The sequence below is a fragment of the Mesorhizobium shonense genome, from assembly GCF_040545255.1.
GTDB classification, from domain to species: Bacteria; Pseudomonadota; Alphaproteobacteria; order Rhizobiales; family Rhizobiaceae; genus Mesorhizobium; species Mesorhizobium shonense.
On record NZ_JBEPLM010000002.1, the window covers coordinates 629659 to 656142 of the forward strand.

General features: G+C 63.9%; 27 protein-coding genes. 14 read left to right on the top strand and 13 right to left on the bottom strand.

The features are described 5' to 3' along the window. Positions 1–150: 150 nt before the first annotated feature. The 4 genes from carB to ABID26_RS08555 form a co-directional block, all read right to left on the bottom strand. A complete protein-coding gene (gene carB / locus ABID26_RS08540) occupies positions 151–3654 on the bottom strand; it encodes a carbamoyl-phosphate synthase large subunit (RefSeq protein ID WP_354414929.1) in 3504 nt (1167 codons plus the stop codon). A gap of 262 nt (positions 3655–3916) precedes the next feature. After that, positions 3917–4735: an SH3 domain-containing protein gene (locus ABID26_RS08545; protein ID WP_292371314.1), complete on the bottom strand. Its 819-nt coding sequence runs from the start codon at positions 4733–4735 to the stop codon at positions 3917–3919. Positions 4736–4805: 70 nt separating this feature from the next. Further along, positions 4806–5564, bottom strand: a complete 759-nt coding sequence (locus ABID26_RS08550; protein ID WP_292371313.1) for a metallophosphoesterase family protein — start codon at positions 5562–5564, stop codon at positions 4806–4808. Next, positions 5564–5920: an ArsR/SmtB family transcription factor gene (locus ABID26_RS08555; RefSeq protein WP_126098856.1), complete on the bottom strand. Its 357-nt coding sequence runs from the start codon at positions 5918–5920 to the stop codon at positions 5564–5566. The genes ABID26_RS08550 and ABID26_RS08555 overlap by 1 nt, the downstream gene beginning before the upstream one ends. Positions 5921–6113: 193 nt before the next feature. On the opposite strand from ABID26_RS08555, the gene ABID26_RS08560 reads away from it, so the two are divergent. Continuing rightward, a complete protein-coding gene (locus ABID26_RS08560) occupies positions 6114–7292 on the top strand; it encodes an MFS transporter (RefSeq protein ID WP_354414932.1) in 1179 nt (392 codons plus the stop codon). Positions 7293–7332: 40 nt separating this feature from the next. On the opposite strand, the gene ABID26_RS08565 is transcribed toward ABID26_RS08560, so the two are convergent. Continuing rightward, positions 7333–7797 (bottom strand): MarR family winged helix-turn-helix transcriptional regulator, encoded by a 465-nt coding sequence (locus ABID26_RS08565; protein WP_354414934.1) that lies wholly within the window; start codon positions 7795–7797, stop codon positions 7333–7335. A gap of 190 nt (positions 7798–7987) precedes the next feature. Between ABID26_RS08565 and ABID26_RS08570 the strand changes: the two genes are divergently transcribed. Next, positions 7988–8782, top strand: a complete 795-nt coding sequence (locus ABID26_RS08570) for an SDR family NAD(P)-dependent oxidoreductase (RefSeq protein ID WP_354414936.1) — start codon at positions 7988–7990, stop codon at positions 8780–8782. A 114-nt stretch (positions 8783–8896) separates the two neighbouring features. Here the strand turns inward: ABID26_RS08570 and ABID26_RS08575 are convergent, their stop codons facing one another. Then, complete coding sequence (locus ABID26_RS08575; protein WP_292299959.1) at positions 8897–9496, bottom strand: LysE family translocator; 600 nt, start codon at positions 9494–9496, stop codon at positions 8897–8899. A 98-nt stretch (positions 9497–9594) separates the two neighbouring features. Here ABID26_RS08575 and ABID26_RS08580 point away from each other — a divergent pair, with 98 nt between their 5' ends. Beyond that, positions 9595–10461: a LysR family transcriptional regulator gene (locus tag ABID26_RS08580; RefSeq protein WP_292371310.1), complete on the top strand. Its 867-nt coding sequence runs from the start codon at positions 9595–9597 to the stop codon at positions 10459–10461. Between the two features lie 230 nt (positions 10462–10691). On the opposite strand, the gene ABID26_RS08585 is transcribed toward ABID26_RS08580, so the two are convergent. The 3 genes from ABID26_RS08585 to ABID26_RS08595 form a co-directional block, all read right to left on the bottom strand. Next, positions 10692–11342 carry a dihydrofolate reductase family protein gene (locus tag ABID26_RS08585; RefSeq protein WP_292341569.1) on the bottom strand — a complete coding sequence of 217 codons (651 nt, stop codon included), beginning with the start codon at positions 11340–11342 and terminating at the stop codon, positions 10692–10694. A gap of 93 nt (positions 11343–11435) precedes the next feature. Next, entirely contained in the window at positions 11436–12278 is an 843-nt protein-coding gene (locus tag ABID26_RS08590) for a protein-L-isoaspartate O-methyltransferase family protein (protein WP_292371309.1), read from the bottom strand. 45 nt (positions 12279–12323) lie between these two features. Then, positions 12324–13685, bottom strand: coding sequence for an Nramp family divalent metal transporter (locus ABID26_RS08595; RefSeq protein ID WP_292371308.1), 1362 nt, complete (start codon positions 13683–13685; stop codon positions 12324–12326). Positions 13686–13903: 218 nt separating this feature from the next. Between ABID26_RS08595 and mntR the strand changes: the two genes are divergently transcribed. The 3 genes from mntR (at position 13904) to ABID26_RS08610 (ending at position 16865) form a co-directional block, all read left to right on the top strand. Next, a complete protein-coding gene (gene mntR / locus ABID26_RS08600; protein ID WP_292344229.1) occupies positions 13904–14359 on the top strand; it encodes a manganese-binding transcriptional regulator MntR in 456 nt (151 codons plus the stop codon). Positions 14360–14517: 158 nt separating this feature from the next. Then, complete coding sequence (gene ypfJ / locus ABID26_RS08605; protein ID WP_292344230.1) at positions 14518–15450, top strand: KPN_02809 family neutral zinc metallopeptidase; 933 nt, start codon at positions 14518–14520, stop codon at positions 15448–15450. Positions 15451–15596: 146 nt separating this feature from the next. Then, positions 15597–16865, top strand: a complete 1269-nt coding sequence (locus ABID26_RS08610) for a TCR/Tet family MFS transporter (RefSeq protein ID WP_292344231.1) — start codon at positions 15597–15599, stop codon at positions 16863–16865. Positions 16866–16891: 26 nt separating this feature from the next. Here ABID26_RS08610 and ABID26_RS08615 read toward each other — a convergent pair whose 3' ends face one another. The 3 genes from ABID26_RS08615 to carA form a co-directional block, all read right to left on the bottom strand. Then, positions 16892–17275, bottom strand: coding sequence for a helix-turn-helix domain-containing protein (locus tag ABID26_RS08615; protein WP_292344232.1), 384 nt, complete (start codon positions 17273–17275; stop codon positions 16892–16894). 14 nt (positions 17276–17289) lie between these two features. Further along, positions 17290–17541, bottom strand: coding sequence for a type II toxin-antitoxin system RelE family toxin (locus tag ABID26_RS08620; protein ID WP_292344233.1), 252 nt, complete (start codon positions 17539–17541; stop codon positions 17290–17292). A 70-nt stretch (positions 17542–17611) separates the two neighbouring features. Beyond that, positions 17612–18814 (bottom strand): glutamine-hydrolyzing carbamoyl-phosphate synthase small subunit, encoded by a 1203-nt coding sequence (gene carA, locus ABID26_RS08625; protein ID WP_292344234.1) that lies wholly within the window; start codon positions 18812–18814, stop codon positions 17612–17614. A 278-nt stretch (positions 18815–19092) separates the two neighbouring features. Between carA and ABID26_RS08630 the strand changes: the two genes are divergently transcribed. From ABID26_RS08630 to ABID26_RS08665, 8 genes are all read left to right on the top strand, one after another. After that, positions 19093–19542: a GatB/YqeY domain-containing protein gene (locus ABID26_RS08630; protein ID WP_292344235.1), complete on the top strand. Its 450-nt coding sequence runs from the start codon at positions 19093–19095 to the stop codon at positions 19540–19542. 134 nt (positions 19543–19676) lie between these two features. Continuing rightward, positions 19677–20681, top strand: coding sequence for a D-cysteate sulfo-lyase (cuyA, locus tag ABID26_RS08635; protein ID WP_292344271.1), 1005 nt, complete (start codon positions 19677–19679; stop codon positions 20679–20681). Between the two features lie 46 nt (positions 20682–20727). After that, the gene (gene cuyB, locus ABID26_RS08640) at positions 20728–21450 is read left to right on the top strand and encodes a cysteate racemase (protein WP_292344236.1); all 723 of its coding nucleotides are present in this window, start codon (positions 20728–20730) and stop codon (positions 21448–21450) included. A 151-nt stretch (positions 21451–21601) separates the two neighbouring features. Beyond that, positions 21602–22411, top strand: a complete 810-nt coding sequence (locus ABID26_RS08645) for a transporter substrate-binding domain-containing protein (protein ID WP_126098873.1) — start codon at positions 21602–21604, stop codon at positions 22409–22411. Between the two features lie 72 nt (positions 22412–22483). After that, the gene (locus ABID26_RS08650; protein ID WP_126098874.1) at positions 22484–23230 is read left to right on the top strand and encodes an amino acid ABC transporter permease; all 747 of its coding nucleotides are present in this window, start codon (positions 22484–22486) and stop codon (positions 23228–23230) included. Beyond that, positions 23227–24075, top strand: a complete 849-nt coding sequence (locus ABID26_RS08655; protein ID WP_126098875.1) for an amino acid ABC transporter permease — start codon at positions 23227–23229, stop codon at positions 24073–24075. The genes ABID26_RS08650 and ABID26_RS08655 overlap by 4 nt, the downstream gene beginning before the upstream one ends. 3 nt (positions 24076–24078) lie before the next feature. Then, positions 24079–24828, top strand: coding sequence for an amino acid ABC transporter ATP-binding protein (locus tag ABID26_RS08660; protein ID WP_126098876.1), 750 nt, complete (start codon positions 24079–24081; stop codon positions 24826–24828). A gap of 128 nt (positions 24829–24956) precedes the next feature. Then, entirely contained in the window at positions 24957–25238 is a 282-nt protein-coding gene (locus tag ABID26_RS08665) for a hypothetical protein (RefSeq protein WP_126098877.1), read from the top strand. Positions 25239–25272: 34 nt separating this feature from the next. Here ABID26_RS08665 and ABID26_RS08670 read toward each other — a convergent pair whose 3' ends face one another. Further along, positions 25273–26277, bottom strand: a complete 1005-nt coding sequence (locus tag ABID26_RS08670; RefSeq protein ID WP_126098878.1) for a hypothetical protein — start codon at positions 26275–26277, stop codon at positions 25273–25275. Positions 26278–26484 lie beyond the last annotated feature (207 nt).

Consider the following 26484-nt stretch of genomic DNA (forward strand, 5'->3'; position numbering starts at 1 on the left):
TGGTCAATGAGTTTCGGTTTCGGTCTCATGCGGAGTTTGGAGAGTTTCTCGATCTTCCACGAGATCGTGAATCGCTAAGTAAATTGGAGCGACAGATCAAGCGCGCCCTTCGCCTTCATCATCTGCCAAAAGGCGCGTAGCAGTGACCAACTAACCAAAATACTCCTGCAGCGGCCTGACCTCCAGGTTCCCCGCCCGCAGCGCAGCAATCGCCTCCGCCACGGCGGCCGCGCCTGACAGCGTCGTGTAATACGGCACCTTCTGCATCAGCGTTGCCCGCCGCAGCGACTTCGAGTCCGACACCGCCTTCTGGCCGTCGGTGGTGTTGAAGACGATCTGGACCTGGCGGTTGCGGATGGCGTCCTCGATGTGGGGGCGGCCTTCGAGCACCTTGTTGATCTTTTCCGCCGTCACGCCGTTCTCGGCAAGGAAGCGCGCGGTGCCGGAGGTGGCAAGAACCTTGAAGCCCTGGCCGGCGAGGCGCTTCACGGCGGGCAGGATGCCCTTCTTGTCCTCGTCGCGCACCGAGACGAACAGCGTGCCCGCGCGGGGGAGATCGACACCCGCCCCCAGCTGGCTCTTGGCGAAGGCCAAAGCAAAATCGCGGTCGAGGCCCATGACCTCGCCGGTCGAGCGCATTTCCGGTCCGAGCAGGATGTCGACGCCGGGGAAGCGGGCGAAGGGGAAGACGGCTTCCTTGACCGCGATGTGGCCGGGATTGCGCGGGTCGGGCATGGCGCCGTAATGGGCGAAGGCGTTTTCCAGGGTCTCGCCGGCCATGATGCGGGCAGCAATCTTCGCAATGGGGCGGCCGATGGTCTTGGCGACGAAGGGCACGGTGCGGGAGGCGCGCGGATTGACCTCCAGCACATAGACCGTGCCGTCCTGGATCGCATACTGCACGTTCATCAGGCCGCCGACATCGAGCGCGCGGGCAAGCGCCGCGGTCTGCCGCTCCAGCTCGTCGACGAGGTCCGGGTGCAGCGCGTGCACCGGCAGCGAGCAGGCCGAGTCGCCCGAATGGATGCCGGCCTCCTCGATATGCTCCAGGATGCCGGAGACGAAGGTCTCCTTGCCGTCGCACAGGCAGTCGACGTCGACCTCGATGGCGCCGGTCAGATAGGTGTCGAACAGAAGCGGGTTCTTGCCGAGCAGCGTGTTGATCTGGCCGGTCTTGTCGGCGGGATATTTCTGCTTGATGTCCTCCGGCACCAGGCCGGGCACGGTGTCGAGCAGGTAAGTCTGCAGCATGCCTTCGTTGTAGATGATCTGCATGGCGCGGCCGCCGAGCACATAGGACGGGCGCACCACCAGTGGGAAGCCGAGCTCGGCGGCGACGAGGCGCGCCTGCTCGACCGAATAGGCGATGCCGTTCTTCGGCTGGGTGAGGCCGAGCTTGTGCAACAGCTTCTGGAAGCGGTCGCGGTCCTCCGCGAGGTCGATCATGTCGGGCGAGGTGCCGAGGATCGGGATGCCGGCCTTCTCCAGCGCGTCCGCCAGCTTCAGCGGCGTCTGGCCGCCGAACTGGACGATGACGCCGATAAGCTCGCCCGAAGCCTGCTCGGCGCGCAGGATCTCCAGCACGTCCTCCGCTGTCAGCGGATCGAAATAGAGCCGGTCGGAGGTGTCGTAGTCGGTCGACACGGTCTCCGGGTTGCAGTTGACCATGATCGCTTCATAGCCGGCGTCGCGCAGCGCAAACGCGGCATGGCAGCAGCAATAGTCGAACTCGATGCCCTGGCCGATGCGGTTGGGTCCGCCGCCGAGGATGACGACCTTCTTGCGCGACGACACGCGCGCCTCGTTGGCGGGCTCGCCGACGAAGGGCGTCTCGTAGGTCGAGTACATATAGGCGGTCGGCGAGGCGAATTCGGCGGCGCAGGTGTCGATGCGCTTGTAGACCGGATGTACGTCGAGCTTTTCTCTGACCTTCTGAACGACTTCCGCGTCGGTCTTGGTCAGCGACGCGAGGCGGGCATCCGAAAAACCCATCGCCTTCAGCATGCGCAGGTTGGCGGCGTCCTCAGGCAGGCCATGCTCGCGGATGCGATCCTCCATGGCGATGATGCCGGCGATCTGCTCAAGGAACCACGGGTCGATCTTGCACATGGCGTGCACGTCCTCGAGCGAGGTGCCCATGCGGATCGCCTGCGCCACCATGCGCAGCCGGTCGGGCGTCGGCGTGCCGAGCGCAGCACGGATCGCGTTGCGGTCGTCGGCGTGATTGGCGGCGGTTGGCCCGTGGCCGATGCCGGGGATCTCGATTTCGTCGAGGCCGGTCAGGCCGGTTTCCAGTCCGCGCAGCGCCTTCTGCAGCGATTCCTGGAAGGTGCGGCCGATGGCCATCACTTCGCCCACCGACTTCATGGCGGTGGTCAGCACCGGCTCGGCGCCCGGGAACTTCTCGAAGGCGAAGCGCGGGATCTTCGTCACCACGTAGTCGATCGTCGGCTCGAAGGAAGCCGGCGTCGCGCCGCCGGTGATGTCGTTTTCCAGCTCGTCCAGCGTGTAGCCGACGGCGAGTTTTGCCGCGACCTTGGCGATCGGGAAGCCGGTGGCTTTCGAGGCCAAGGCGGACGAGCGCGAGACGCGCGGGTTCATCTCGATCACTACCAGGCGGCCGTCGGCCGGGTTGACGGCGAACTGCACGTTGGAGCCGCCGGTCTCCACCCCGATCTCGCGCAGCACCGCGATCGAGGCGTTGCGCATCATCTGATACTCTTTGTCGGTGAGCGTCAGGGCAGGGGCGACGGTGATGGAATCGCCCGTGTGCACGCCCATCGGGTCGAGGTTCTCGATCGAGCAGATGATGATGCAGTTGTCCGCCTTGTCGCGGACGACCTCCATCTCATACTCCTTCCAGCCGAGCACGCTTTCCTCGATCAGCACCTCGGTGGTCGGCGAGGCGTCGAGGCCCGACTGGACGATGTCGTAGAATTCGGCGCGGTTGTAGGCGATGCCGCCGCCGGTGCCGCCCATGGTGAAGGAGGGGCGGATGATCGCCGGCAGGCCGACATGGTCGAGCGCCAGCGCGGCGACCGCCATGGCGTGGCTGATGTAGCGCTGCTTGCGGTCGCCTTCGCCGAGGTTCCAGCGCGTCTCCAGTGCATCGAGCGCGGCGTCGAGGTTTTCGGGGTTCTCGGCCTTCAGCGCGGCGCGCTCGGCCTCATGCGTCTTGCGGTCGGCATTCTTGACGTCGGTGGCGTTGGCCAGCATCGAGCGCGGCGTCTCGAGGCCGATCTTGCTCATCGCCTGGCGGAACAGCGCGCGGTCCTCGGCCTTGTCGATGGCATGAGCGTCGGCGCCGATCATCTCGACATTGTAGCGGTCGAGCACGCCCATGCGCCGCAGCGACAGAGCGGTGTTGAGCGCCGTCTGGCCGCCCATGGTGGGCAGCAGCGCATCTGGACGCTCCTTGGCGATGATCTTGGCCACCACCTCCGGCGTGATCGGCTCGACATAGGTGGCGTCGGCCAGCTCCGGATCGGTCATGATGGTGGCCGGGTTGGAGTTGACCAGGATAACGCGGAAACCCTCTTCCTTCAGCGCCTTGCAGGCCTGGGTGCCGGAATAGTCGAACTCGCATGCCTGGCCGATGACGATGGGGCCGGCCCCGATGATCAGGATCGACTTGATGTCGGTGCGTCTTGGCATATTCGAAAAATCCGTTCGGCGAGCGGCTTGCACGAAAAACCGGGCGGGGAGGACCCGGCTGGTTGTGCTTGCGATTCTGGTATCAGGCTAGGAGGGCCTTATAGGGAAGAGTTTTGGCGGATGTAACCCCGAAAATGCGGGATTAGGCAGTAGGCAATAGGCAATAGGCAATAGGCAATAGGGTAACAGGGCGTCCGGTGTCATCTCCTGCTGCCCGATCCTGCTGCCTACTGCCTAATCCCTACTGCCTACTGCCCAACCCCTATTCCCCCAGTGCCAGCTGGTCCGTAATCTCGAACCGTTCCGAAACGCCGACCCGGATCATGTTCAACCTGCCTTCGCGGGTGAAGCGGAACTCGTCAGAAGAGTCCGAGCCGGCCGGCTTGCCGTCACGGAAGGTGATGACGCGCGTGCCGCCATCCGGCCAGGTCACGGTCACGACGCTGTCGCCGGCCTCATGTGCGACGCTGATCTCGCAGCGGGTCATCGGCTGGCCGACATGGCGCGCGCAGGGAATGCCGCCGGCCGCATCGGGAGCAGGGGTATCGGATTGAGCGGTTGCCGAGGGCGCGAAGGCGAGGCCATAGGCATCCTGCATGGCGGTCACGCTGATATCGGCCGCGGATGGCGGGTCGGCCGGCTCGCTGCCACCCAGGCGCGCGGCGATGTCGGGCGACGGCGCTTCGGGGGGCTGAGCCGCGTTGGCTTCCTCAGACGCGACGGGTTCGGCTGCCGGTGCTGCGGCATCTTCAGTCGCGGGCGCCGGGTTGTTGGGGCTGAGGTAGCGGGCGGGCGCCCACCCGACGATGTGCGCATCCTGCGTATCCCCGACCTTGCACCACGGGTAACCGTTGACGATGTTGCAGCCGAAATTCTTCACGGCGGCGCCATTGGGCAGGCGCGCCGCGATCTTTCCATCCGGTGAAGCGGTAGCGCGGATGTTGAGCAGATCGTCCGGCGCGAGGCCGCCGATGATCGAAATGATCGGTCCCGGCGCGTCCTCGGCCAAGGCCGGCAGGGCGGCCAGCAGCAAAGGAGCGGCGATCAGCAATGTCGATCGGAGCGTGACTTTGCGCTTCATGTGGTCTCCAAAATGGACGCTTCGGCTTCCATTCAGCCCGAGATATCGCTCAAGCGGATATAAGCTTCGCTTAATCCTTCATGAATCCGGTCCGCAGCGCGTGTGCCCATTCCGGCCTGCCCGCCTGTTCCGCCTGCTTTGCGGCGGCTTCATGGTCGTAGTCCACGGCGATAGCCTCGAAGCGGTCGGGCCGGCCGCGGGCACCCGATTCGACGATGCCGTAGCGCGCATGCGGGGCGCCTTGTTCGGAGACATGGGCCGGCGGCGTATCGTCGGCATAGGCGGGGCAGCCGACGCTGCCGGGGTTGAAGACGACCGGGCCTCCAGGGATGCGGATGAGCTCGCTGCGATGGCTGTGGCCGCAGAGCGCGATCCGGCAGGCGGGGTCGAGCGACTTCAGCCGGCGCCTGATCGTGCTGAGCGGCGCGCGCACCAGCTGGCCGTCTACGATCGCGTCGGCGAGATATTTTTCGTCGTGGTCGGGCCGGGCGTGGAAGGCGACGATACCGGGCGCGATCTCGAGCGTGAGCGGCAAGGCAAACAGCGCTTGGCGCCGCGCTGGCGTCAGCCGCTCCTGCGCATAGCGGTCGGATGGCCACATGTTCTCGTCGGCCGGGTCCTCGGCGACACGGCGGTCGTGGTTGCCGCGCACCGTCGGCAGGCCGAGCGCTTCCAGCCTTTGCATCGTCTCGCGCGGCCACAGCGGTCCGGAGACGCAATCACCGAGATTGACGACGAGGTCGGCGCCGCCGCGGCGCCCGAGATCGTCGAGCACGGCGTCCAAGGCCAGCACGTTGCCGTGGATGTCGGCGAGGACGGCGATGCGCATCAGGCGTCGATTTCGGTGTCGGCGGAGCCGACCATGGGAAGCGCCTTGTCATCGCCGGCGGCCGCAATCACGCTGTCGAGCAGGCCGGGGAAGCGCCTGTCGAGGTCGTCGCGCCGCAGCGTGATCAGCCGGCTGGTGCCGACTGCTTCGGTGCGCGTCACGCCGGCCTCACGCAGCTTGGCGAGGTGGTAGCTGAGATTGGTCTTGGAGGCGAGGTCGAGGAACTTGCCGCAGTTCATCGGCACGCCTTCCTTGCTGGCGAGATAGCGCACGATGGCAAGCCTGGTCGGATCGCCGAGCACGGCGAGCACGATCGGCAGGCTGATCTGGTCGGCGGTCGGATGGGGCAGGGTCATGGCCGAGAATTAAGCGCAAACGCAACCAACTTCAACGCGTCTCCTCTCCTTACCGGTCTACACAGCTTCTCAGTTTTTACCCCGTCCTGACACAGGGCTGTCAGCAGGGTTCAGCTATTTTATCCTGGCCGCGTTGACATCATGCCCTGTTATGTCCAATTGTTCAATAACTCTTGAACTAAGGACACATCCCATGGACAAGCGGATCTTCTGGCTTGCGCTCGGATCGTTTGCGATCTCGACCGAAGGCTTCGTCATCTCCAGCCTTCTTCCCGACATCGCCTCGGATGCGGGCATCTCCGTTCCGCTCGCCGGATCGCTGATCACCGCCTTCGCGCTCGCCTATGCGATTGGCGCGCCGGTGCTTGCGACGCTGACCGGCGAGTGGGACCGGCGGCGCGTCATCCTGTGGACGCTGGTGTTCTTCGTGATCGGCAACCTGGTCGCGGCGGTGAGCTCGTCCTTCGAATTGCTGCTGATTGCGCGGATCGTCATGGCGCTGTCGTCCGGCCTGTTCGCGGCGACCGCTCAAGGCACGGCCGTGGCGCTGGTCGACGACCATCACCGGGCGCGCGCCATCGCCGTCGTCGTCGGCGGCACCACGGTTGCGGTCGCGGTCGGCGCGCCGCTTGGGGCGCTGGTGGCAGCGATTGCCGGTTGGCGCGGAACCTTCTTCGCCATCGCCGGGCTCGGCGCGATTGCCGGCGCGATCCTGTGGTGGCGGCTACCGCGCGGCATCGTCGGCACCAGGCTGCCGCTGAAGCGCAGGCTGGCGGCAGCGGTCCGCCCCGGCGTGATGCCGATCCTTTTGACGACGGTGCTGGCGCTGGTCGGCGCCTTCACCGTCTTTGCCTTCATCGCGCCTTTGGCCATCGAGGGCGGCGGCCTCAGCCCACTTGCGTTGCCGGGCATGCTGCTTGCCTTCGGCATCGGTGCCGTCATCGGCAACATTGCCGGCGGCCAGGCCGCCGACCGTTTCGGCGCGGCGCGCACCGTCGGCTGGTCGCTGGCGCTCTCCGCGGCCACGCTCGTCACTTTCTCGCTGATCCCGACCTTCCTGCCGCATTCGATCGCCGGGCCGGCGCTGATGGGCATGATGGTGCCGTGGGGCATCGTCGGCTGGGCCTTCCCGCCGGCGCAGGCGAGCCGCATCATCAAGATCGCGCCCGATGCAGCGCCCATCGTACTGTCGCTCAACGCTTCGGCGCTTTATTTCGGCGTCGCGCTCGGCGCGGTCGTCGGCGGCGCGGTGCTGCGCTTCGGCGCGCCGGCCGATCTCGGGGTGATCGCCGCGATGTTCCCGATCGTGGGGCTGGGTGTCGTGCTGGCAGGCCGCGTGTTTGCGCGGCCGGTTGCAATGCCTGCGGAATAGTTCCGCTAAAACGCCATAGAGCTTACTGACGACCGCTTCTTCAGATGGAAGGAGCGGCCGTCGCCATTTCCAGATCCAGGTCAGCCACGGCGTCCAGCGCTGCACGAAGCTTCGCGGCCCGCTCCGCGCCGACCTTGTCCTCGAATTGCCGTTGGGCAGCGCTCCACAGCTTGATCGCCTCGTCGAGCTTGGCCTGGCCCTGCGGGGTCAGCCGCACGCGCTTGATGCGGCGGTCGTCCTTGTCGGCGAAAGTCTCGACATAACCGTCGCGGATCAGCGGCTTCAACGTGTGGCCAAGCGCCGACAGGTCCATGATCAGCGCCTCGGCAATGGCGCCCATCGCCGGCTCGCTGCTGACATGGATTTGAAAGATCAGGCCAAACTGCGTTCCCTTCAGGCCCGAAGGCGCCAGCGCGTCGTCGTAGAAGCGGCCGAGCCTGCGCGCGGCGCGCCGCAAGGTGGCGTTGTTGCAACGGCTGAATCCGGGCTGTGGGACTTCGGTCATATCCACTCCTTGCCGGCGCGAAGGTGTGCCAGCCTGCCGCAGAAATAGTTTTTCCGACCGCCGTTGACAAGATAGTGGCATATACCTATTTCACGAAAGTGGCATATGCCACTAATTGGAAGTTGGACATAGGCTGGGCGGCTGACGCGTCCGTCTACGCCGAGCGAACAGGACGAAAAGGAACAGGACAATGAGCAAGACAGACAACAAGGGCACGGCCGTCATCACCGGCGCGTCCTCGGGCATCGGCGCGGTCTATGCCGACCGGCTGGCCGGTCAGGGCTACGATCTGGTGCTGGTGGCGCGGCGCGCCGACCGGCTGCAGGAACTGGCGGACAGGCTCGCTTATGCCTATGGCCGCAAGGTCAAGACGATTGTCGCCGATCTTGCCGACGATAACGATATACGCCGCGTCGAGCAGGCAATCGCCGCCGACGACAGCGTGACCCTGCTGGTCAACAATGCCGGCCTCGGCGGCCAGCAGGTGGTGGCAACGGCCGACGCCGACGCCGCCGAACGCATGATCAAGGTCAATGTCATCGCCTTGACCCGCCTGACACGCGCTGTGCTGCCGGGTCTCCTGGCGCGCAACCGCGGCGCCATTGTCAACATCGCATCGGTGCTCGCTTACGAGACGTCGTTCGGCGGCATCTATAGCGGCACCAAGGCCTACGTCGTCAACTTCACCGAGGGCCTGCACCGCGAGGTCGCGGGCACCAATGTGACGGTGCAGGTGGTGCTGCCGGGCGCGACCCGAACCGACTTCTGGGAGCTCGCCGGCAGCGACATCGACCAACTGCCGAAGGAGATCATCATGACCGCCGACGATCTCGTCGATGCGGCGCTTGTCGGCCTGGCCAGGGGCGAAGCCGTCACCGCGCCGGCGCTTGCCGATGAGGCCAAGGTGGCAACATTCCTCGGCGCCCGGCAAGCCTTCTATGGCAGCCTGCATGCCGACAAGCCGGCGGCCCGCTACGCGGCCTGAAGTGTGCCATTTCTTGAGGCATAGAAGAGTACGCTCCCTACCTCCCCCTTGTGGGGAGGTCGGACCGAAGGCCCGGGTGGGGTACTGGCGCTGATTTAGCGGGATTTGGGGACTCTAAGCTGGCCGCCACATCTGCAGGATGGAGGCGGCCAGCAGCAGGCCAAGCGCGATGTTGAGCGCACGCCATTGCCGCTCGGTCCTGAGCAGCCGTGCAAGCAGCGTGCCGGCCGTGCACCAGAGCGATAGCGAGAAAGCGGCGGCAAGACCGAACACGGCGCCCAACAAAAGCGCGAGCTGCAAGGGACCGTCGGCAAGCGTCGCGAATGAAGCGGCCGCACCCAACCCCATCGCCCAGCCCTTCGGGTTCATCCACTGGATGCCGGCGCCGCCGAAGAAGCTGTTCGGCTTGGCCATGGTCACGTCGAGGTTGGGCGGGCCGCTGCGGCCGATCTTGACCGCCAGCCAGATCAGATAGAGCGAGCCGGCGATCTTCATGGCGAGCTGCAAGGAAGGGACGGCGGCCAGCAATCCGGCGAGGCCGGCCGCACCCGCCGCCGCCACCGAAGCAAGGCCGGCGGCGCTGCCGGCCATCAGCGGCACCGAGCGGCGAAAGCCGAACTGCGCGCCGGATGCGGTCGACAGCGTCGTGGCGATGCCGGGCGTCGAGGTCGAGATCAGCGCGAACAGGACAAGGGGGATGATGGTTTCGGACATATGGGCTTCCCGGTCGAAGGAGCCTGTATGCTAGGCGCTGGGCGCTATCAGTAAATGCAATGTTTGATATGCTTTGCATTAGAGATTATAATGCAACCATGATACGCGATCTCGACACCACACTTGTCCGCACCTTCGTCACGACAGCCGACAAAGCCAGCATGACGGCCGCGGCCAACGCCCTCAATCTGACCCAGGGCGCCGTCAGCCAGCAGATCAAGCGGCTGGAGGACGTGCTTGGCCAGGCGCTGTTCGAGCGCGACCGGCGTGGCCTGAGGCTGACGCGTTCCGGTGAGCGGCTGCTCGAGAGGGGCAGGCGTCTCTTGCAGCTCAACGACGAGATCCTGGCGGAGATAAGCGGCAAGGCGGTCGCCGGCCAGGTGCGGATCGGCGTGCCCTACGACCTTGTCGGCACATTGCTTCAGCCCGTGCTCAAGACTTACGCCGAAGCCCACCCGCAGGTGGAGATTTCGCTGGTCTGCGCCTCCTCGCCGGAGCTTGCGGCGGCGCTGGCGGCTGGCACGATCGACCTCGCGGTCATCGAGGAGCGGGCCGGTCCGACGGCCGGCGAATGCCTGCTCGTCGACCGGCTGGTCTGGGTCGGCGCTAAGGGCGGCTCGGCGCGCTTGAAGCGGCCCCTGCCGGTGTCGATGGTCGCGGATACCTGCGCTTTCCGTCCGGCGGTTCTGGCAGCGCTCGGTGCGCATGGGCTCGACTGGCGCACCGTATTCGAGAACGGCAATATCGACGCCACGACCGCAACGGTGCGCTCGGACCTTGCCGTGACCACCTGGCTTGCCTCGACAGTTCCGGGCGATCTCGACATCCTGTCCGATGCCGACCTGCCGGCGTTGCCGAATTTTTCGATCAACTTGCACCTGCCGAAACATGCAGTCGGCCCGGCTGCGCAAGCCTTCGCGGCGCACATCCGTGACGGCCTGGCGCGCTACCGCCAGGCGGCGTGAGGTAGGCACCTCGCTAGAACACCCCTCATCCGTCTCGGCGCTGCGCGCCGATCCACCTTCTCCCACAAGGGGAGAAGGGAAGACCGCGCCGGCGTTGCAGCCAATGGTCGACGCTGGACATTTGCTGAGCCGCATGCGCCAAGCTCCACCTTCTCCCCTTGTGGGAGAAGGTGGCCGAGCGAAGCTCGGTCGGATGAGGGGTGCTCCAGCTTGGTGAATGCCTCGGCCCGTTACTTCCAGTTCTTGCGCCGTTCGAGCTCAGCCTCGGAAGGTTCCTGTTGAGCAAACGACCCGGTGCGAATCTCGCCGCCACGTTCATAGGTCGCCATGATGACGCCGGTGCTGGAGGTCTGCGACTTGATAAGCTTGAAGGCGGCCGGCATCGCGCTGTCGCCGAACAGCCGCTTGCCCTTGCCGAGCAACAGCGGAAAGATCATCAGCCGGATCTCGTCGATCAGCCCGTTGGCGAGCAGGGTCTGGATCAGATTGCCCGATCCCTGGATGAGCAGGTCAGGTCCGTCCTCCTGTTTGAGCTGCCTGAGCCTTGCAACGACATCTGGCCCAAGCGCGTGAGTGTTCTGCCAGGTGAGCGAGTCCGGCCGATGCGTCGCCACATATTTGGTCGCCGGGTTGAAGGCATCCGCGATCGGATCTTTCTGATACGGCCAGTACGCGGCGAAAATGTCGTAGGTTCTGCGGCCGAGCAGCAGGGCGAAGGGTTTGGAGAACAATTCATCCATCGCCGCGCCCGCTATCTCATCAAAGTAATGGAACGTCCAGCCGCCGAACTTGAAGCCGCCGACCGGATCCTCTTCCGGTCCGCCGGGCGCCTGCATGACGCCGTCGAGGCTGACGAATGTGGCGGCGATGATCTTTCGCATGGTCTTCTCCTTTTCATGATCCGCGCCGTCACGGCCGGACTTCGGCCTAAGGACGAACGGCGAGGCTCGTTTTCGACAAGCGTCTACAAATTTCTATCGCTTGCCGTCGGCGCGAATGGCGCGCGACGAGAACCAGACATCGCCGAAGACGGCGGTGGCTGTGCGGTCGGGCGCCTTGTCTTCGCTCACCCAGATCGAGCGCGTGCGCAGCGCGCGTTCGCGGGTTGGCACTTTTGCCTCCGGGCCGGCGAGCGAGGCGCCGACGCAAGGGATGAACCAGGAACCCATGAAGGGCTGACAGACGAAACCCGCGTGCATGCGGGTGACCAGCACCGCGAGACCGATGCGCTCCGCCGGCCGCCAGGGAAAGATCAGGCGACCACCGGGTTTGAGCGCCCGCAGCCACGTCGCTGGAGGGGCAATGACGCCGGCATTGACATAGATGATGTCTGAGGGCGGCAATGGGCCAGCGACGGCGTCGCCGGGGACAACCTCGACATTGCCATAGGCCGCGAGGTTCACCTTGGCTTGCGCGGCAAGGTCCGCTTCGATCTCGAAGGCGGTGACGCTGCCGCCCGGTTCGACCAGCCTGGCCAGCAGCGCGGTGTAGTAGCCGGTGCCGGCGCCGATATGGGTGACGGCCTCGCCGGGCTTCGGCTCGACCTTGCCGATCCACATGGCATGCAGAACCGGCTCACCGTTGTTGATGCCCTTGTCGGCATCAAGCACCACAAGCACGTTCTGGTAGATGTAGCTTGGATCGGCAGTCGGCGTTTTGAACCCGCCATCGCCGGCAAAAACGGTCCAAGGGCCGGGCCCGAGAAAGGCCTCGCGCGGCACCGAGGCGAACACCTCCTCGATGCGGGGATCGGCGGAGCGCGCATGCGCGGCCATCAGTTTGGCGTAGAATTTTCGGGCATCGTCCGATCCGGTCATGCTTCCAGAAGATAGCATGGCCGGCCGGAATGTCGCTGCTCGATCTCAGCCGGCGAAGGTGTCGAAGAGCAGCTTGAAATTGAGCACCAGGATGATGGCCGCGACCACCCAGGCGAGCGCGGCGACACCGCGCGGGATGGCGAAATTGCCCATCTTCTTCTTGTCCGACACGAACTGCACCAGGGGCACTACGGCGAAGGGCAACTGCATCGACAGGATGACCTGACTGAAGACCAGCAGCTGGCCCGTGCCCTTTTCGCCGTAAAGGGCGGTGACGACAATCACCGGGACGATGGCGACGCCGCGCGTCAGGAGGCGGCGCGCCCATTGCGGAAAACGCAGGCGCAAAAAACCTTCCATCACGATCTGTCCGGCGAGCGTCGCGGTGACCGTCGAGTTGAGGCCGGAGGCGAGCAGCGCGATCGCGAACAGGATCGAGGCGACGCTCAAGCCCAAGAGCGGCGACAGCAATTCAAATGCCTGGCCGATCTCGGCGACGCCTTGGTGGCCGGTGGCGTGGAAGGCTACCGCCGCAACGATCAGGATGGAGGCGTTGACGAACAGCGCCAGGATCAGCGCGATGGTCGAATCCGTCGTCGCCCACCTGATGGCGTCGCGCTTGCCCGCATCGGTGCGCTCGTAGGCGCGGGTCTGCACGATCGAGGAGTGCAGGTAGAGATTGTGCGGCATCACGGTGGCGCCGATGATGCCGATGGCGATGTAGAGCATCGCCGGGTTGGTGACGATCTCGGAGGACGGCACGAACATCGAATGCAGGATCGTGCCGGCCGGCGGCGCGGCAACGAAGATCTGGACGGCAAAGCAGCCGAAGATGACGATCAGCAGCGCGACGACGAAGGCCTCGAGATAGCGGAACCCCCTGTTCATCAGCAGCAGCACCAGGAAAGCGTCGAGCGCGGTGATCAGGGCGCCGCCGATCAGCGGGATGCCGAACAGAAGCTGCAGCGCGATCGCCGTGCCGATCACCTCGGCGAGGTCGCAGGCGATGATCGCAAGTTCGCAGGCGAACCAGAGCAGAAGATTGACCGGGCGCGGATAGTAGGCCCGGCAGGCCTGCGCGAGGTCGCGGCCGGTGGCGATGCCGAGGCGGGCGGCCAGCGCCTGCAAAAGGATCGCCATCAGGTTCGACAGCATGATGACGAAAAGCAGCGTGTAGCCGAACCGGGCGCCGCCGGCGAGGTCGGTCGCCCAATTGCCCGGGTCCATATAGCCGACCGACACCATGTAGCCGGGACCCATGAAAGCGAACAGGCGGCGAAGCCACAGCCCGGTTTGCGGAACAGCGATCGAGGCGTTGACCTCGCGCAGGCTTGGCTGCTCGCCTGCATCGGTCCGGGCAAATTGCCACGCGGATCGGGATACGGCTGCAACTTCGGCGTCGGACATGGGAATTCCGTTGGAATGGATCGACTGTGCCCCTTATCTATGCCATGGCTCAACATTATGCAATAGGCTATATTTCATTGTTTGTGCTTTTTATCCGACGGTGCAGAGGGCCGGTTGCACGTGAGCGGGAATGCAAATAAACGGCCGGACCACCAGGGTTCGTGTTATGAATGCGATCCCGATTCAGCCTTCGGGCAGCCAAGAAGGAGGGGCGCGTATTGGCGCTGAGGAACAGACCGGTTCGACGCGAAAAGCCGCTTCCCGATGCCGAAATCCATTCGGAAGGGTTCCGGCACACGCGCGAAGCGCGCCGCAGCGCGCTCGTCGAGGACTACGTCGAGCTGATCGCCGATCTGATCGAGGACGGCAACGAAGCCCGTCAGGTCGATATCGCGGCCAGGCTTGGCGTCGCGCAACCCACCGTGGCGAAAATGCTGACCAGGCTCTGCGCCGACGGGTTGGTCTCCAGGAAGCCCTATCGCGGGGTGTTCCTGACCGAAGCCGGCCGGAAGGTCGCCGAAGAGAGCCGCATCCGTCACCAGACGGTCGAGGCCTTCCTGCGCTCGCTAGGCGTCAGCGCCGAGACGGCGCGCATCGATGCCGAGGGCATCGAGCACCATGTCAGCGCCGAGACGCTGGACGCTTTTCGCAGAGCAATGACGGCAGCCCGCTGAGCCCGAACGTTCGGAGATGAGGAACGGGTTGCGGAGCGCGGCGCTGCGCTGCCGGCGGCGAAAAATGCTGTGACTTGGCGTATGCGTTGCGATAATTGTTGGCCGAGGGGCGGTCGCGGGCCGGACCTTCCAGGACATCCGTGGTGCGAGGAGTTGCCATGCTTTGGAGAGGCCGTCGTCAGAGCGACAACATCGAGGATCAGCGCAGCGATAGCGGCGGCGGGTTCGGCGGCGGTCTCGGCGGCAGCCCGGGCCAGTTCCGCATTCCGATCGGCGGCCGCGCCGGCGGCGGCTCGAGCATCATTCTGGTCATCCTGGTCGTTCTCGCGGGATGGTATTTCGGCTTCGATCCATCGCAGATCCTGGGTGACGGGAGCGGCGGCCTGGTGCCGGGCGGCGGCGGCCAGATCACCGACAACAGCGGCTCGCAGGACAGCACAGGGGCGCCTGCTTCCGACGAGATGAAGCAGTTCGTGGCGACCGTGCTTGCCGAGACCGAGGACACCTGGACCGGCATCTTCAAGGCCAGCGGCCTCACTTACGAAGACCCGAAGCTGGTGTTGTTCAGCGGCCAGATCCGCTCGGCCTGCGGCTTTGCCTCCTCGGCGGCGGGGCCGTTCTATTGCCCCGGCGACCGCAAGGTCTATCTCGACATGACCTTCTTCCAACAGCTCGACCAGCAGTTCGGCGCCTCGGGCGAGTTCGCCCGCGCCTATGTTATCGCGCATGAGGTCGGCCATCACGTGCAGAACCTCACCGGCATCATGCAAAAGTTCAACCAGATGCGGCAGAGCATGGGCGAGGCGGAGGCCAACCAGATGTCGGTGCGGGTCGAGCTCCAGGCCGACTGCTTCGCCGGCGTCTGGGCGCACTACACCGCGCAGAAGGGCATATTGGAGCAGGGCGACATGGAGAGCGCGCTGAACGCCGCCCAGCAGATCGGCGACGACACGCTGCAGAAGAAGATGCAGGGTTATGTCGTGCCTGAAAGCTTCAACCACGGCACATCAGCGCAGCGGCAGACCTGGCTGGCGCGCGGCTACAAGAGCGGCAAGCTTTCGGACTGCGATACCTTCAACAATCCGGTCTGAGGTGATGCGCCGGGTTGCAGTCTTCTCACAGCGGCTACCGGCACCTGATGTCAGGATGAGGCAGTTGCCGTCGTTCGCTTATTGTTCCGGGCGGCAAGCTCGCCTATAAGTTGCCTCCCGCCCAGGCGGCCGAGGAGCTTATCACCATGATCGACCCAAAAACCGCCAAGCGGGGCCTTGCGCTCGTTTTCACGACGCTGCTGCTCGACGTCATCGGCTTCGGCATCATCATGCCGGTGCTGCCCGCCTATCTGCAGGAATTGACGGGCGTGGGCGTCAGCGAGGCGGCGATCGAGGGCGGCTGGCTGTTCTTCGTCTATGCGGCCATGCAGTTCTTCTTCGCGCCGGTCATCGGCGGCTTGAGCGACCGCTTCGGCCGGCGGCCGATCCTGCTCGCCTCGGTGCTCACCTTTTCCATCGACAATCTGATCTGCGCCGTCGCGTGGTCCTATCCGATGCTGTTCATCGGGCGCGTGCTTGCCGGCATTTCCGGCGCCAGCTATTCGACGACGTCCGCCTTCATCGCCGACATCTCGAACGACGAGAACCGGGCCAAGAATTTCGGCCTGCTCGGGATCGCCTTCGGCGTCGGCTTCGTCATCGGCCCGGTGCTCGGCGGACTGCTCGGCACGTTCGGGCCGCGCGTGCCGTTCTACTTCGCGGCGGGGCTTGCCTTGGTGAATTTCCTGATCGCGATGTTCTTCCTGCCGGAGACGCTGGACGAAAAGCACCGTCGCCGCTTCGAGTGGAAACGGGCGAACCCGGTCGGCACGCTCATCCAGATGCGCAACTATCCGGGCATTGGCTGGATCGGACTCGTCTTCTTCCTGATGACGCTCGGCCACATGATGTATCCGGCGGTCTGGTCCTTCGTCTCCAGCTATCGCTATGGCTGGAACGAGCAGCAGATCGGCTTCTCGCTCGGCGCTTTCGGCCTGTGCGGCGCGATCATCATGGCGACGGTGCTGCCGCGGGTCATCCCCACGCTCGGCGAGTGGAAGACGGCGGCAATCGGGCTCACCTTCACCGCGCTCAGCGCCTTTGGCTATGCATTCGCGACGCAAGGCTGGATGATCTATGCGGTGATCGTCGCCGGCTGCCTGGAAGCGCTGGCCGACCCGCCGCTGAGAAGCCTCGCCGCCGCCAAGGTGCCGCCTTCGGCGCAGGGCGAACTGCAAGGCGCGATGACCTCGATCTTCTCGATCACCTCGATCGTCACGCCGCTGCTTTATACGGCGATCTTTTCCTGGTTCACCGGCCCGAGCGCGCCGGTCGAGTTCGGCGGGGCGCCTTATGTGCTCGGCGCTGTTTTCCTCACGCTGGCGGTTATCGTCTTCGTGACGAAAGTGGCCAAGCCGACCCCGAAGGAAGTCGAGCGCATGCATGCGCAGGAGGCGGTGACCGACGCGGCTTGAGCCGCGTCGCTGCGTGACTTCCTGTTTTAAGGCTCGATCCATTCGCCGGGAACATCGAGCGCCTTCGCCAGCATTGCGCTGGTCTGCGCCGACGGCTTACGGCGATTGGATTCGAGGTCCGACAGGAAACCCTGACTGACACCGATGGTCGCCGCCAGTTCAGCCTGAGTAAGTTTTCGCCAGTTGCGTAACGCCCTTAGCCGACTGGAGCCACGCAAGACGTCCATGGTGACGTCTGCCGGGAGGGCCTGTTCGGTTTTGAGGTCTGCTTTGCGCTCGTCATAGATCGCGACATCCGCAGCATCTTCGAGAGCCTCTTCGGCAGCGTGCAGCAACGCCTCGTAATCCGCTTTGGGGATGACGACCAATTCCTCGCCGGTTGAGGTTTTGATGATTTGCGGGGCATTCATGACATCTTGTCCTGTTATGGCCTGCTGTAAGTCGTCGTTTCGCGTTTTCCTATGTAGATCGCGAGGATGGTAATTCTATCCTCATCGAATATGACCCGGTAGCGACCAATCCGCAGCCTGTAACCATCTCTACCGGCGAGGCGTTTGACATCTCCTCGGCCGCTTACGGCATAGGCAATCAAGCCCTCGGATACCTGCTCTCGAACATCGGCAGGCAGGTTATCGAGGTCGCGAGCTGCAGCCGCCGACAGAATGATCGTCTTCATACCGGCAATATCGCCTAACGCAGCTCGCGATTTTCAAATGCGATATTATAGCTAACGAGCGAAATGCAAGTCAACGTTCGGCCAACGCCGGCTCGCCGCGACGCTCGCGGATGAGGTTGGCGAAGCGGCGGAAGAGATAGTGCGAATCCTGCGGGCCGGGCGAGGCCTCGGGATGGTGCTGGACCGAGAATACCGGCCGGCCGGTCAGCGCGATGCCGCAATTCGAGCCGTCGAACAGCGAGACATGCGTCTCCTCGACGCCTTCGGGCAGCGAGTCGGCGTCGACGGCGAAGCCATGGTTCATCGAGACGATCTCGACCTTGCCGGTGGTGTGGTCCTTGACCGGATGGTTGGCGCCGTGGTGCCCCTGATGCATTTTTTCGGTCCTGCCGCCGAGCGCCAGCGCCAGCATCTGGTGGCCGAGGCAGATGCCGAACAGCGGGATGTCGGTCTTCAAGAGATCCTGGATGACCGGCACGGCATATTCGCCGGTCGCTTCCGGGTCGCCAGGGCCGTTCGACAGGAAGATGCCATCGGGCTGCATGGCCAAGATCTCTTCCGCGTCGGTCTGGGCCGGCACGACGGTGACTTTGGCACCGAGGCCGGCGAGCAGGCGCAGGATGTTGCGCTTGACGCCATAGTCGATCGCCACGACGTGCAGCGACGGCTCATCCTGCTCGCCGAAGCCTTTGTTCCAGGCCCAGGGCGTCTCGCGCCAGACCGAGGACTGGCCCGAGGTGACCTCCTTGGCGAGGTCCAGCCCGATCAGGCCCGACCACGCGGCGGCCTGCCGCTTCAGGTCGTCGAGGTCGAAGACGCCGTCGGGCGCATGCGCGATGACTGCATTGGGCATGCCCTTTTCCCGGATCAGCACGGTGAGCGCACGGGTGTCGATGCCCGAAAGCGCGACGATGCCGCGCTTCTTCAGCCACTGATCGAGGTGCCCGGCCGCCCGGTAGTTGGACGGGTCGGTGACATTGGCCTTGAAGATGGCGCCGACGGCGCCCGCGCGGGCAGCCGGATGCAAATCCTCGATATCCTCGGCGTTGGTGCCGACATTGCCGATATGTGGGAAGGTGAAGGTGACGATCTGGCCGGCATAGGAGGGATCGGTGAGGATCTCCTCATATCCGGTGAGCGCGGTGTTGAAGCACACTTCGGCGACGGCCGATCCGGTGGCGCCCAGGCCGCGGCCCTCGATCACCGTGCCGTCGGCAAGCACCAGAAGGGCGGTCGGCTTCTCGGTGGCCCAGGGGGCGGTCATCGCTGCCATGGCGGCACTCCTAAGGCTGTTTGCGGATCGTCCCGTTGCGGGACGATTTGCGCAGCAAACGGCGCGCGGCAGCGATTTCTCGAGCCCTCAGCGCGCCTACTGATTGTTACATGCAGGGCCGAGTACATAGGGGAAGGCGCCAAAACGGTCAATGATGCGGCCGCAAACCGGCATCGATTTATTTCGTCCAACAATATCAGTGATTTGCAGCGCAGTGCGAAATTTGCCTTGCGCAATCGGCAGCGTTATGGTCCGCCGCGGTCGAAGGAGAAAGCACCATGCGCGCAAAAATCGCCGAATCCATGAAGAGTGCGATGAAGGCGCAGGACAAGCATCGCCTGCCGACGCTCAGGCTGATCCAGGCCGCCATCCATGACCGCGACATCGCCAATCGCGGCGCCGGCAAGCCGGCAGCGAGCGAGGAAGAGATCCTGCAGATTCTCTCCAAGATGGTGAAGCAGCGCGAGGAATCGGCCAAGGCGTTCGAGGACGGCAAGCGGCCGGAGCTGGCCGCCCAGGAACGCGGCGAGATGGAGATCATCCGCGAGTTCCTGCCGACGCAGCTCGACGATGCTGCCATCGCTGCCGCAGCCCGCGAGGCGATCGCAGCCACCGGCGCGGCCAGCCAGAAGGACATGGGCAAGGTGATCGGCGCGCTCAAGCAGAAATATGCCGGCCAGATGGACTTCGCCAAGGCCAGCGCCATCGTCAAGGGGCTGCTTCAGTAGGGGACTGCGTCAATGGGCATTCTTGCCGCCTCCGCAGCGAGGCCCATGTAAGGCTGGGCACGTAGGCCTGCTCAAGCCGCGCCGGCGCCTTCCCAAAACGGTGCGGTTTTCCTGCCATGAAGGAGAACACGATGATGAATCTCGCCCGCTATCGTCGTGTTGCGCTCGGCCATCTGCCTACTCCCCTCGAAAAGCTGGCGAACCTGACACGGGAATTGAACGGCCCGGAGATATGGATCAAGCGCGACGACTGCACCGGCCTGTCGACCGGCGGCAACAAGACGCGCAAGCTTGAATTCCTGATGGCGCAAGCGCTGGCCGAAGGCGCCGACACCGTCATGACGCAGGGCGCTACCCAATCCAATCATGCGCGGCAGACGGCGGCTGCCGCGGCTAAGCTCGGCATGGCCTGCCATCTGCTTTTGGAGGACCGAACCGGCAAGACCGATTTCGACTACAAGGAAAACGGCAATGTGCTGCTCGACCGTCTGCATGGCGCGACGATCGAGCGCTGCCCGGCCAATCCCGACATGAACGGCGAGATGGAAAAGGCCGCCGAACGGCTGCGCGCCGAAGGCCGCAAAGTCTACACGATACCGGGCGGGGGATCGAACCCGACGGGCGCGCTTGGCTATGTCAATGCCGCCATCGAGCTGGTCTACCAAGCGAACGCCATCGGCCTCAGAATCGATCACGTCGTGCATGCGACCGGCAGTGCCGGAACCCAGGCTGGCCTAGTCACCGGACTTGTCGGCATCAACAGCGGCGTGCCCGTGCTCGGCATCGGTGTGCGTGCGCCGAAGGAAAAGCAGGAGGAAAACGTCTTTTCACTCGCATGCCGGACGGCCGAGAAGCTTGGCATTGCCGGAGCCGTCAGGCGCGAGGATGTCGTTGCCAATTGCGATTACGTCGGCGAGGGCTACGGCTTGCCGGCTGCCGATACGATCAAGGCGATCCGCATGCTGGCGCGCACCGATGCCATCCTGCTCGACCCGGTCTATTCCGGAAAGGGCATGGCTGGGCTGATCGATCTGGCGAAGAAGGGTTTCTTCAAGAAAGGCGAGACCGTCGTCTTTCTGCATACCGGCGGCTCGGCCGGGTTGTTCGGTTATCCGACCGATCTCCAGAGCAATTTCTGAACGGCATCCCGCCCGCTCCGAAGGGTATTCAGAAGGTCCTATCAAGATGAGCCGCTACTTTCCGCCCGCTCATCCCATCGTCGGCCTGCTCGGCGGCATGGGGCCCGCGGCTACGATCGACCTGATGCGCCGGGTCATGGAGGCGACGCCCGCCGCGGACGACGCCGACCACATCCACCTTCTGGTCGACCAGAACCCGAAAGTTCCGTCCCGCATCGATGCCTTGATCAACGGCACCGGGCCGAGCCCGCTCGACGAGCTGGTGCGTATGGCGAAGGGGCTGGAGAGCGCCGGCGCCACGATGCTCGCCATCGCCTGCAACACCGCCCATGGCTACGCCGGCGATATCGCGGCGGCCGTGCGCATACCGCTTCTCGACATGGTCACGCTGACCGCCGAGGCGATCGCGCGCCAGCCGCTGCGCCGGCGACGCATCGGCATGCTCGCCTCCAGCGCAGTGCTGCAACTGGGGCTCTATGAAAGAGCGTTCGAAGCATTCGGAATCGAAACCCGATATCCCGACGATCAGACGGAAATCATGGCCATCATCAGGGCGGTCAAGAAAGAAGGTGCGACGGCTGATTTGCGCAGCCGGTTCAATGCCGTCGCCAGCCAGTTGCTTGCCGGCGATGTCGATTTTCTGGCGATCGCTTGCACCGAACTTTCGCTCCTTGTCGATGGTCTCTATGCCGGCGCGGAGAAAATCGACGCCCTCGATGTGTTGGCCTCGGCGATCGTCCAGCGTGCACGGCCTGCTGGCCACCCCTAAAGACCCTTGCAGGCCCCTTCGGTTCATTGACCTTCGATAAGCGCGCTCTAGCTTCGAGGCTACCGGCTTATGTCATCCTGACTGGTCTGCTTCCGCTATGACCACCGGTGGGACGGGGCACGACGCGCATTATCCCGGAGGAGTGGAGCGAATGAAGAGACTTTCCTTTATCGTCGCGGGTATCACGCTTGCCATGCTGACGGCGCAAGCCTCGGCAGGCAAGCTAGACGACATCAAGGCCCGCGGCACGCTTATCGTCGGAACCAAGGCCGACTACAAGCCGTTCGGATTCCGCGATCCGTCCGGGGCGATCGTCGGCATCGAGCCGGATCTCGCGGCCGATCTCGCCAAGCAACTCGGCGTCAAGCTGGAATTCGTGCCGGTCGTCGCCGCCAACCGGATGGAGTTCCTCAAGCAGGGAAAGATCGACCTGCTCATCGCCACCATGTCCGACAAGCCGGAGCGCCGGAAGGTCGTGGAAGCAGTCGATCCGCCTTATTATTCGGATTCCGTCAATGTGCTGGCATCGAACCGCGCCAAGATCACGTCTTGGGAGGACCTGAAAGACAAGCCGGTCTGCGCTACGATCGGGTCGTTTTACAACAAGTCGGTCGCCGAGAAATACGGCGCCAAGATCGTCGGGCTTGATGGCTCCGACAAGCCGCTGGTCGCGCTGAAGCAGGGCAATTGTGTCGGCTATCTTTACGACCAGACGTTCATCCAGGGCAAACTGCTCGATAAGCAATGGTCCGCCGACTATTCCATGCCGCTGAAGGGCATCATGGAGACGCCGTGGATCATGGCCGTAGCGCCGGGCAATGACGACCTGAGGGATTTCGTTTCCAAGGCCACGATCGAGTGGATGAAGAAGGGCATGATCGTCGACCTCGAACAGAAGTGGGGCATCACGCCCACCGATTATTCAAAGCGCATGCACGACAAGTACAAGAACCAGAGCTGACATGTCTCGAGCGACCGGCGCGGTCGCGCAAAGACCGCGCGCCTTGGTCGCGTCTGCCAGTGGGTGATATGCATGCAGGAAATCGCCGCTTGGTTTCGTAGCCTCTACGAAACTACAGGGCTGAATTTTACGATCTTCTACGATCCCTACGATGCGACCCAGTTCGCCAGGGGCGTTGGCATGACGATCTATCTGAGCGTTGTGTCGATCCTCATCAGCCTCGTAGTGGGCGTGATCGGCGCCTGGCTACAAAGCTCGCGGATCAGGCTGGTGCGCGGCTTCATCGAGATATTCGTCGTCATTTTCCGCAACACGCCGCCCTTGGTTCAGATCTTCTTCTTCTATTTCGGGCTGGGCGAGTTGCTGCCTGCCAGCTACAACGACATCGGTCTGCGCGAACCGCTGCTCAACAATGTGCAGTGGGCGATCATTTCCCTTTCCCTGTTTGCCGGCGCCTTCAACATCGAAATCTTCCGATCCGGGATCGAAGCAGTGCCGCAAACCACGGTGGAGGCGGCCGAGGCTCTTGGCTATACGCGTCTCGGCGCCTACCGCTATGTCGTCCTGCCGCTGGCGTTGCGTGTCTGCCTGCCGGCGTTGAACAACAATCTGGTCAATTTGCTGAAGACCACGACGCTTGCCTACGCCATTGCGGTTCCCGAGGCGCTTTATGCCGTCACGCAAATCTGGGCGGAATCGCAGAACGTGACGGAAATGATGTGCGTGCTGCTGGCCACATTCGTTCTGCTGGTGGGCGTGCTCGTATGGGTCATGCATCGCTGGGAGCGGTCGCTGCGCATTCCGGGATTCGGCCAATGACGGAAGGGCGCGCCACGCCGACGACCGACCTGCCCGTGCTGCTGCCGGTTCGGTCGCCTTCCGTGCCGGTTTTGCGGTTTCGCGCCTGGCAGGGCCTGGCTTTGGCCGTGGCCGTCCTTTTGTTCGCGCCCGCCGCGGGCGCCCAGACAGGTTCGGAAGAGCTTTCGATAGTCGGCGTCATCATCAAATGGATGCCGCTGCTTTTGACCGGCTTCGGCTTCAATCTTCTTATTTCCGTGCTGTCGATGGCGCTGGGCACGATCGTGGGCCTCGGCCTTGGCCTGCTGCAATTGAGCGAGTTCCGCTGGCTCAGCCGGTGCGCGTGGGTCCTGACCCAGTTCTTCCGCAACGCGCCGTGGCTGGTGCTGCTGTTCTTCGCCATGTACCTGATCCCCTACGAGTTCCGCATCGGCGAGGTCACCATTCCGTTTCCGGACTGGGTCAAGGCCGTCATCGGCTTTGCGCTGCCGGTCATGGCCAATGTCGCCGAGATCGTGCGCGGGGCGGTGCAATCCATTCCCGGCGGCCAATGGGAAGCGGCCGACTCGCTGGCGTTCAGCCGCCGGCAGACGATGTGGATGATTATTCTGCCCCAGTGCGTGAAGCGGATGCTGCCGCCCTGGATGAACCTCTATTCGCTGGTCACGATGGCGACGGTGCTGGCCTCGGTCGTGGGCATCAACGAGATGCTGACGCTGACCGCGCAAGTTCACAATGCCGAAGGCGGTCGAACGGACCTTCTGGCGCCGCTCTACGCTTTCGCCCTGCTGTGCTTCTTCATCTACTGTTACCCGATCAACCTTTGGACTGTCCGCCTCGAGCGGCGCTTCAACGTCAAGGGCTGAGTCATGGCAAGCTGGACTCCCGATGAACCGATGGTGCGTCTCCACGACGTGCACAAGTCGTTCGGCCAGATCGAAGTGCTCAAGGGCATCAGCTTCCAGGTGATGAAGGGCGAGGTCATCTGCATCATAGGACCGTCGGGCTCCGGCAAATCGACATTGATCCGCTGCATCAACGCGCTGGTGCCAATCAATTCCGGCTCGATCACCGTCGAGGGACAGGAGGTCAACGATCCGGCAGTGGACAAGCTGGCGCTGCGCCGCAAGGTGGGCATGGTCTTCCAGCAGTACAATCTGTTCCCGCACAAGACCGCACTGCAGAACATCATGATGGCGCCGATCCACGTCCTCAAGCAGGATCGCAGCGAGGTCGAGGCACGCGCGCGGGCGCTTATCAGGAAGGTGCGCCTCGAAGGGAAGGAAGACGCCTATCCGGGAGAATTGTCGGGTGGCCAGCAGCAGCGTGTCGCCATTGCCCGCTCGCTCGCGATGCGCCCGGATTTGATGCTGTTCGACGAGGTGACGGCCGCGCTCGACCCCGAAACCGTCAAGGAAGTGCTCGTCACCATACGCGAACTGGCAGGGGAAGGGATGACTTGCATTCTGGTCACCCATGAGATGGGTTTCGCCCGCGAGATCGCCAACCGCATCTATTTCACCGATCGAGGCGTCATCGTGGAGCACGGGTCGCCGCAGGAAATATTGGATCACCCGCGAGAGGCGCGCACAAAAACCTTTCTCGAACAAGTGCTGTAGATCGTCTTGCGGTTGTCCGCCCTTTTGCCGGCGACGAACCCCTCCCGATCCGGTCGGGTGGCAGGTGGTCCGGCGAGTGCCTAGGTGAAGAGGCAACGATCAGCATCTATCAAAGCGCGGAGGCGCGTATGCGGATCAAGGTCGAAACTCGGCAAGACGGCAATGTCGACGTGCCATGGAGGTTCAGCCTCAATGGCGATCACGTGGACGTTTTCGAAATGGTCGACCAGTGGTTTGGTGATGATTACCGCTACTGCAAGGTGAAGGGCAGCGATGGCGCGCTCTACATACTGCGGTACGACGAACTCCGATCGGAATGGTGCCTCGCAATGTTTGCAAGCGAACGGGCGCAGGCCGTGACGGCCGAATGGACTTCGCCAAGGCAAAGCGTCAAGGGGTTGCTTCAGTAGGATCGCCCCTGGTTGGCGGCGCCGTCAGAAAACCTCACGGCTCCTTGCAGATCGGCACCGGTTGCGCAGGCGGCAACGGGTGATCCTTCTTGTATTGCGCGATGATCGGCTCGAGGGTCTTTTTCGGCCAGAATTTCGGCGCGCCGATTTCCTTCAAGCAGGATGCATTCCAATAGAGGCCCGCGCTTGACAGCGATTGCCTGAGCGCGGCTTTCCGCGCGATCGCAGCGATGTCTCGCGACTCCGGGTAGATGTAAAGCGTCGTCGGGTTGTCCTTGATCATCGGGATGATCAGCTCGGCATCCGCAGGCGACCAGCTGGTGCAGCCATTGCTGCGGCCGCCGGCGTAATTCACCAGCTTGCCGAACGGGACGTAGCCGTCGCGGTCGGCATAGGAGCTCCGCGGCTTCTTCAGGAGACACATTCCCCGCAGCAACGCGGCCGGGTGCCCGCCGATGACCCGCTGCCTGGCATTCGCGGTTTCGCCTTCGCCGTCGAATTGCACGAAGCTGCGCACGAAGACCGCATCCTGCTTGGCGGCGGTTCGGTAGTAGCCCTTGAACGACGTCTTCGTGTCGGCGGTTATATAGGCGCCGCCGGCCGTCAGTTCCGAATCCATCGCGTTGCCGAAGTTCTTCGCGCAACGCCTGCCGTTGGAAAAATCCGCGACACCCTTCAGGTTGCGGCCGCCGCCGTGCCCCGCCGACACCGCGCGGAACGACTGCTCGGCCTCGCAGATGATGTAATAGCGGCGCCCCAAAACGCCATTGCCCAAATCGCCGGGGCGCGTCGCGTCCATGGCGAAGTAGCAGGGATTTCTCACCGAACCTTCGCTCACCTTTTTCAGGTAAAGCGCGCGGGCACGCTCCAGAACGACTTGCGAGATCTGACCGTCGCCCTCGCCGACATGGGCCTGCAGCCAGGCTGGAGTATTCGAGGGCCGCAACGCTGCGAACGACTGGGCCGACATCGTCAGGGCGATTGCAACGGCGATGAGGCAGAGGAAGGCGATACCCAACGCAACAGATTTCGACCGCACCGGACCAACTCCCCTCTCGAACCGCTATCTCTTGCGGTGAATCACCTGCGCCAATCATAAAGGGCGTCGCGCCAATCGGCGAAACACTTCTAGTTTAGCGTGTCCTGAATATCCGTGATTTCCGGTGCGTTTGTATTGGGGTATCATTTGATTCGGCGCGCCCACGCCTCCTCCCTCCAATCGGAAAGCATTGTTCATGCCGGGCAT

What these genes read in the sequence shown, in the direction of transcription:
- ABID26_RS08585 (WP_292341569.1), bottom strand. Translation starts at nt 11,342, where the DNA reads ATGCGAAAGATCATCGCCGCCACATTCGTCAGCCTCGACGGCGTCATG.
- ABID26_RS08665 (WP_126098877.1), top strand. Translation starts at nt 24,957, where the DNA reads ATGCGGATCAAGGTCGAAACTCGGCAAGACGGCAATGTCGACGTGCCA.
- cuyA (WP_292344271.1), top strand. Translation starts at nt 19,677, where the DNA reads ATGAATCTCGCCCGCTATCGTCGTGTTGCGCTCGGCCATCTGCCTACT.
- ABID26_RS08555 (WP_126098856.1), bottom strand. Translation starts at nt 5,920, where the DNA reads ATGACCCTGCCCCATCCGACCGCCGACCAGATCAGCCTGCCGATCGTG.
- ABID26_RS08575 (WP_292299959.1), bottom strand. Translation starts at nt 9,496, where the DNA reads ATGTCCGAAACCATCATCCCCCTTGTCCTGTTCGCGCTGATCTCGACC.
- ABID26_RS08590 (WP_292371309.1), bottom strand. Translation starts at nt 12,278, where the DNA reads ATGACCGGATCGGACGATGCCCGAAAATTCTACGCCAAACTGATGGCC.
- carB (WP_354414929.1), bottom strand. Translation starts at nt 3,654, where the DNA reads ATGCCAAGACGCACCGACATCAAGTCGATCCTGATCATCGGGGCCGGC.
- ABID26_RS08595 (WP_292371308.1), bottom strand. Translation starts at nt 13,685, where the DNA reads ATGTCCGACGCCGAAGTTGCAGCCGTATCCCGATCCGCGTGGCAATTT.
- ABID26_RS08630 (WP_292344235.1), top strand. Translation starts at nt 19,093, where the DNA reads ATGCGCGCAAAAATCGCCGAATCCATGAAGAGTGCGATGAAGGCGCAG.
- ABID26_RS08645 (WP_126098873.1), top strand. Translation starts at nt 21,602, where the DNA reads ATGAAGAGACTTTCCTTTATCGTCGCGGGTATCACGCTTGCCATGCTG.
- ABID26_RS08560 (WP_354414932.1), top strand. Translation starts at nt 6,114, where the DNA reads ATGGACAAGCGGATCTTCTGGCTTGCGCTCGGATCGTTTGCGATCTCG.
- ABID26_RS08570 (WP_354414936.1), top strand. Translation starts at nt 7,988, where the DNA reads ATGAGCAAGACAGACAACAAGGGCACGGCCGTCATCACCGGCGCGTCC.
- ABID26_RS08655 (WP_126098875.1), top strand. Translation starts at nt 23,227, where the DNA reads ATGACGGAAGGGCGCGCCACGCCGACGACCGACCTGCCCGTGCTGCTG.
- ABID26_RS08650 (WP_126098874.1), top strand. Translation starts at nt 22,484, where the DNA reads ATGCAGGAAATCGCCGCTTGGTTTCGTAGCCTCTACGAAACTACAGGG.
- ABID26_RS08610 (WP_292344231.1), top strand. Translation starts at nt 15,597, where the DNA reads ATGATCGACCCAAAAACCGCCAAGCGGGGCCTTGCGCTCGTTTTCACG.
- ABID26_RS08545 (WP_292371314.1), bottom strand. Translation starts at nt 4,735, where the DNA reads ATGAAGCGCAAAGTCACGCTCCGATCGACATTGCTGATCGCCGCTCCT.
- ABID26_RS08615 (WP_292344232.1), bottom strand. Translation starts at nt 17,275, where the DNA reads ATGAATGCCCCGCAAATCATCAAAACCTCAACCGGCGAGGAATTGGTC.
- ABID26_RS08550 (WP_292371313.1), bottom strand. Translation starts at nt 5,564, where the DNA reads ATGCGCATCGCCGTCCTCGCCGACATCCACGGCAACGTGCTGGCCTTG.
- ABID26_RS08580 (WP_292371310.1), top strand. Translation starts at nt 9,595, where the DNA reads ATGATACGCGATCTCGACACCACACTTGTCCGCACCTTCGTCACGACA.
- cuyB (WP_292344236.1), top strand. Translation starts at nt 20,728, where the DNA reads ATGAGCCGCTACTTTCCGCCCGCTCATCCCATCGTCGGCCTGCTCGGC.
- ABID26_RS08660 (WP_126098876.1), top strand. Translation starts at nt 24,079, where the DNA reads ATGGCAAGCTGGACTCCCGATGAACCGATGGTGCGTCTCCACGACGTG.
- ypfJ (WP_292344230.1), top strand. Translation starts at nt 14,518, where the DNA reads ATGCTTTGGAGAGGCCGTCGTCAGAGCGACAACATCGAGGATCAGCGC.
- ABID26_RS08565 (WP_354414934.1), bottom strand. Translation starts at nt 7,797, where the DNA reads ATGACCGAAGTCCCACAGCCCGGATTCAGCCGTTGCAACAACGCCACC.
- ABID26_RS08620 (WP_292344233.1), bottom strand. Translation starts at nt 17,541, where the DNA reads ATGAAGACGATCATTCTGTCGGCGGCTGCAGCTCGCGACCTCGATAAC.
- carA (WP_292344234.1), bottom strand. Translation starts at nt 18,814, where the DNA reads ATGGCAGCGATGACCGCCCCCTGGGCCACCGAGAAGCCGACCGCCCTT.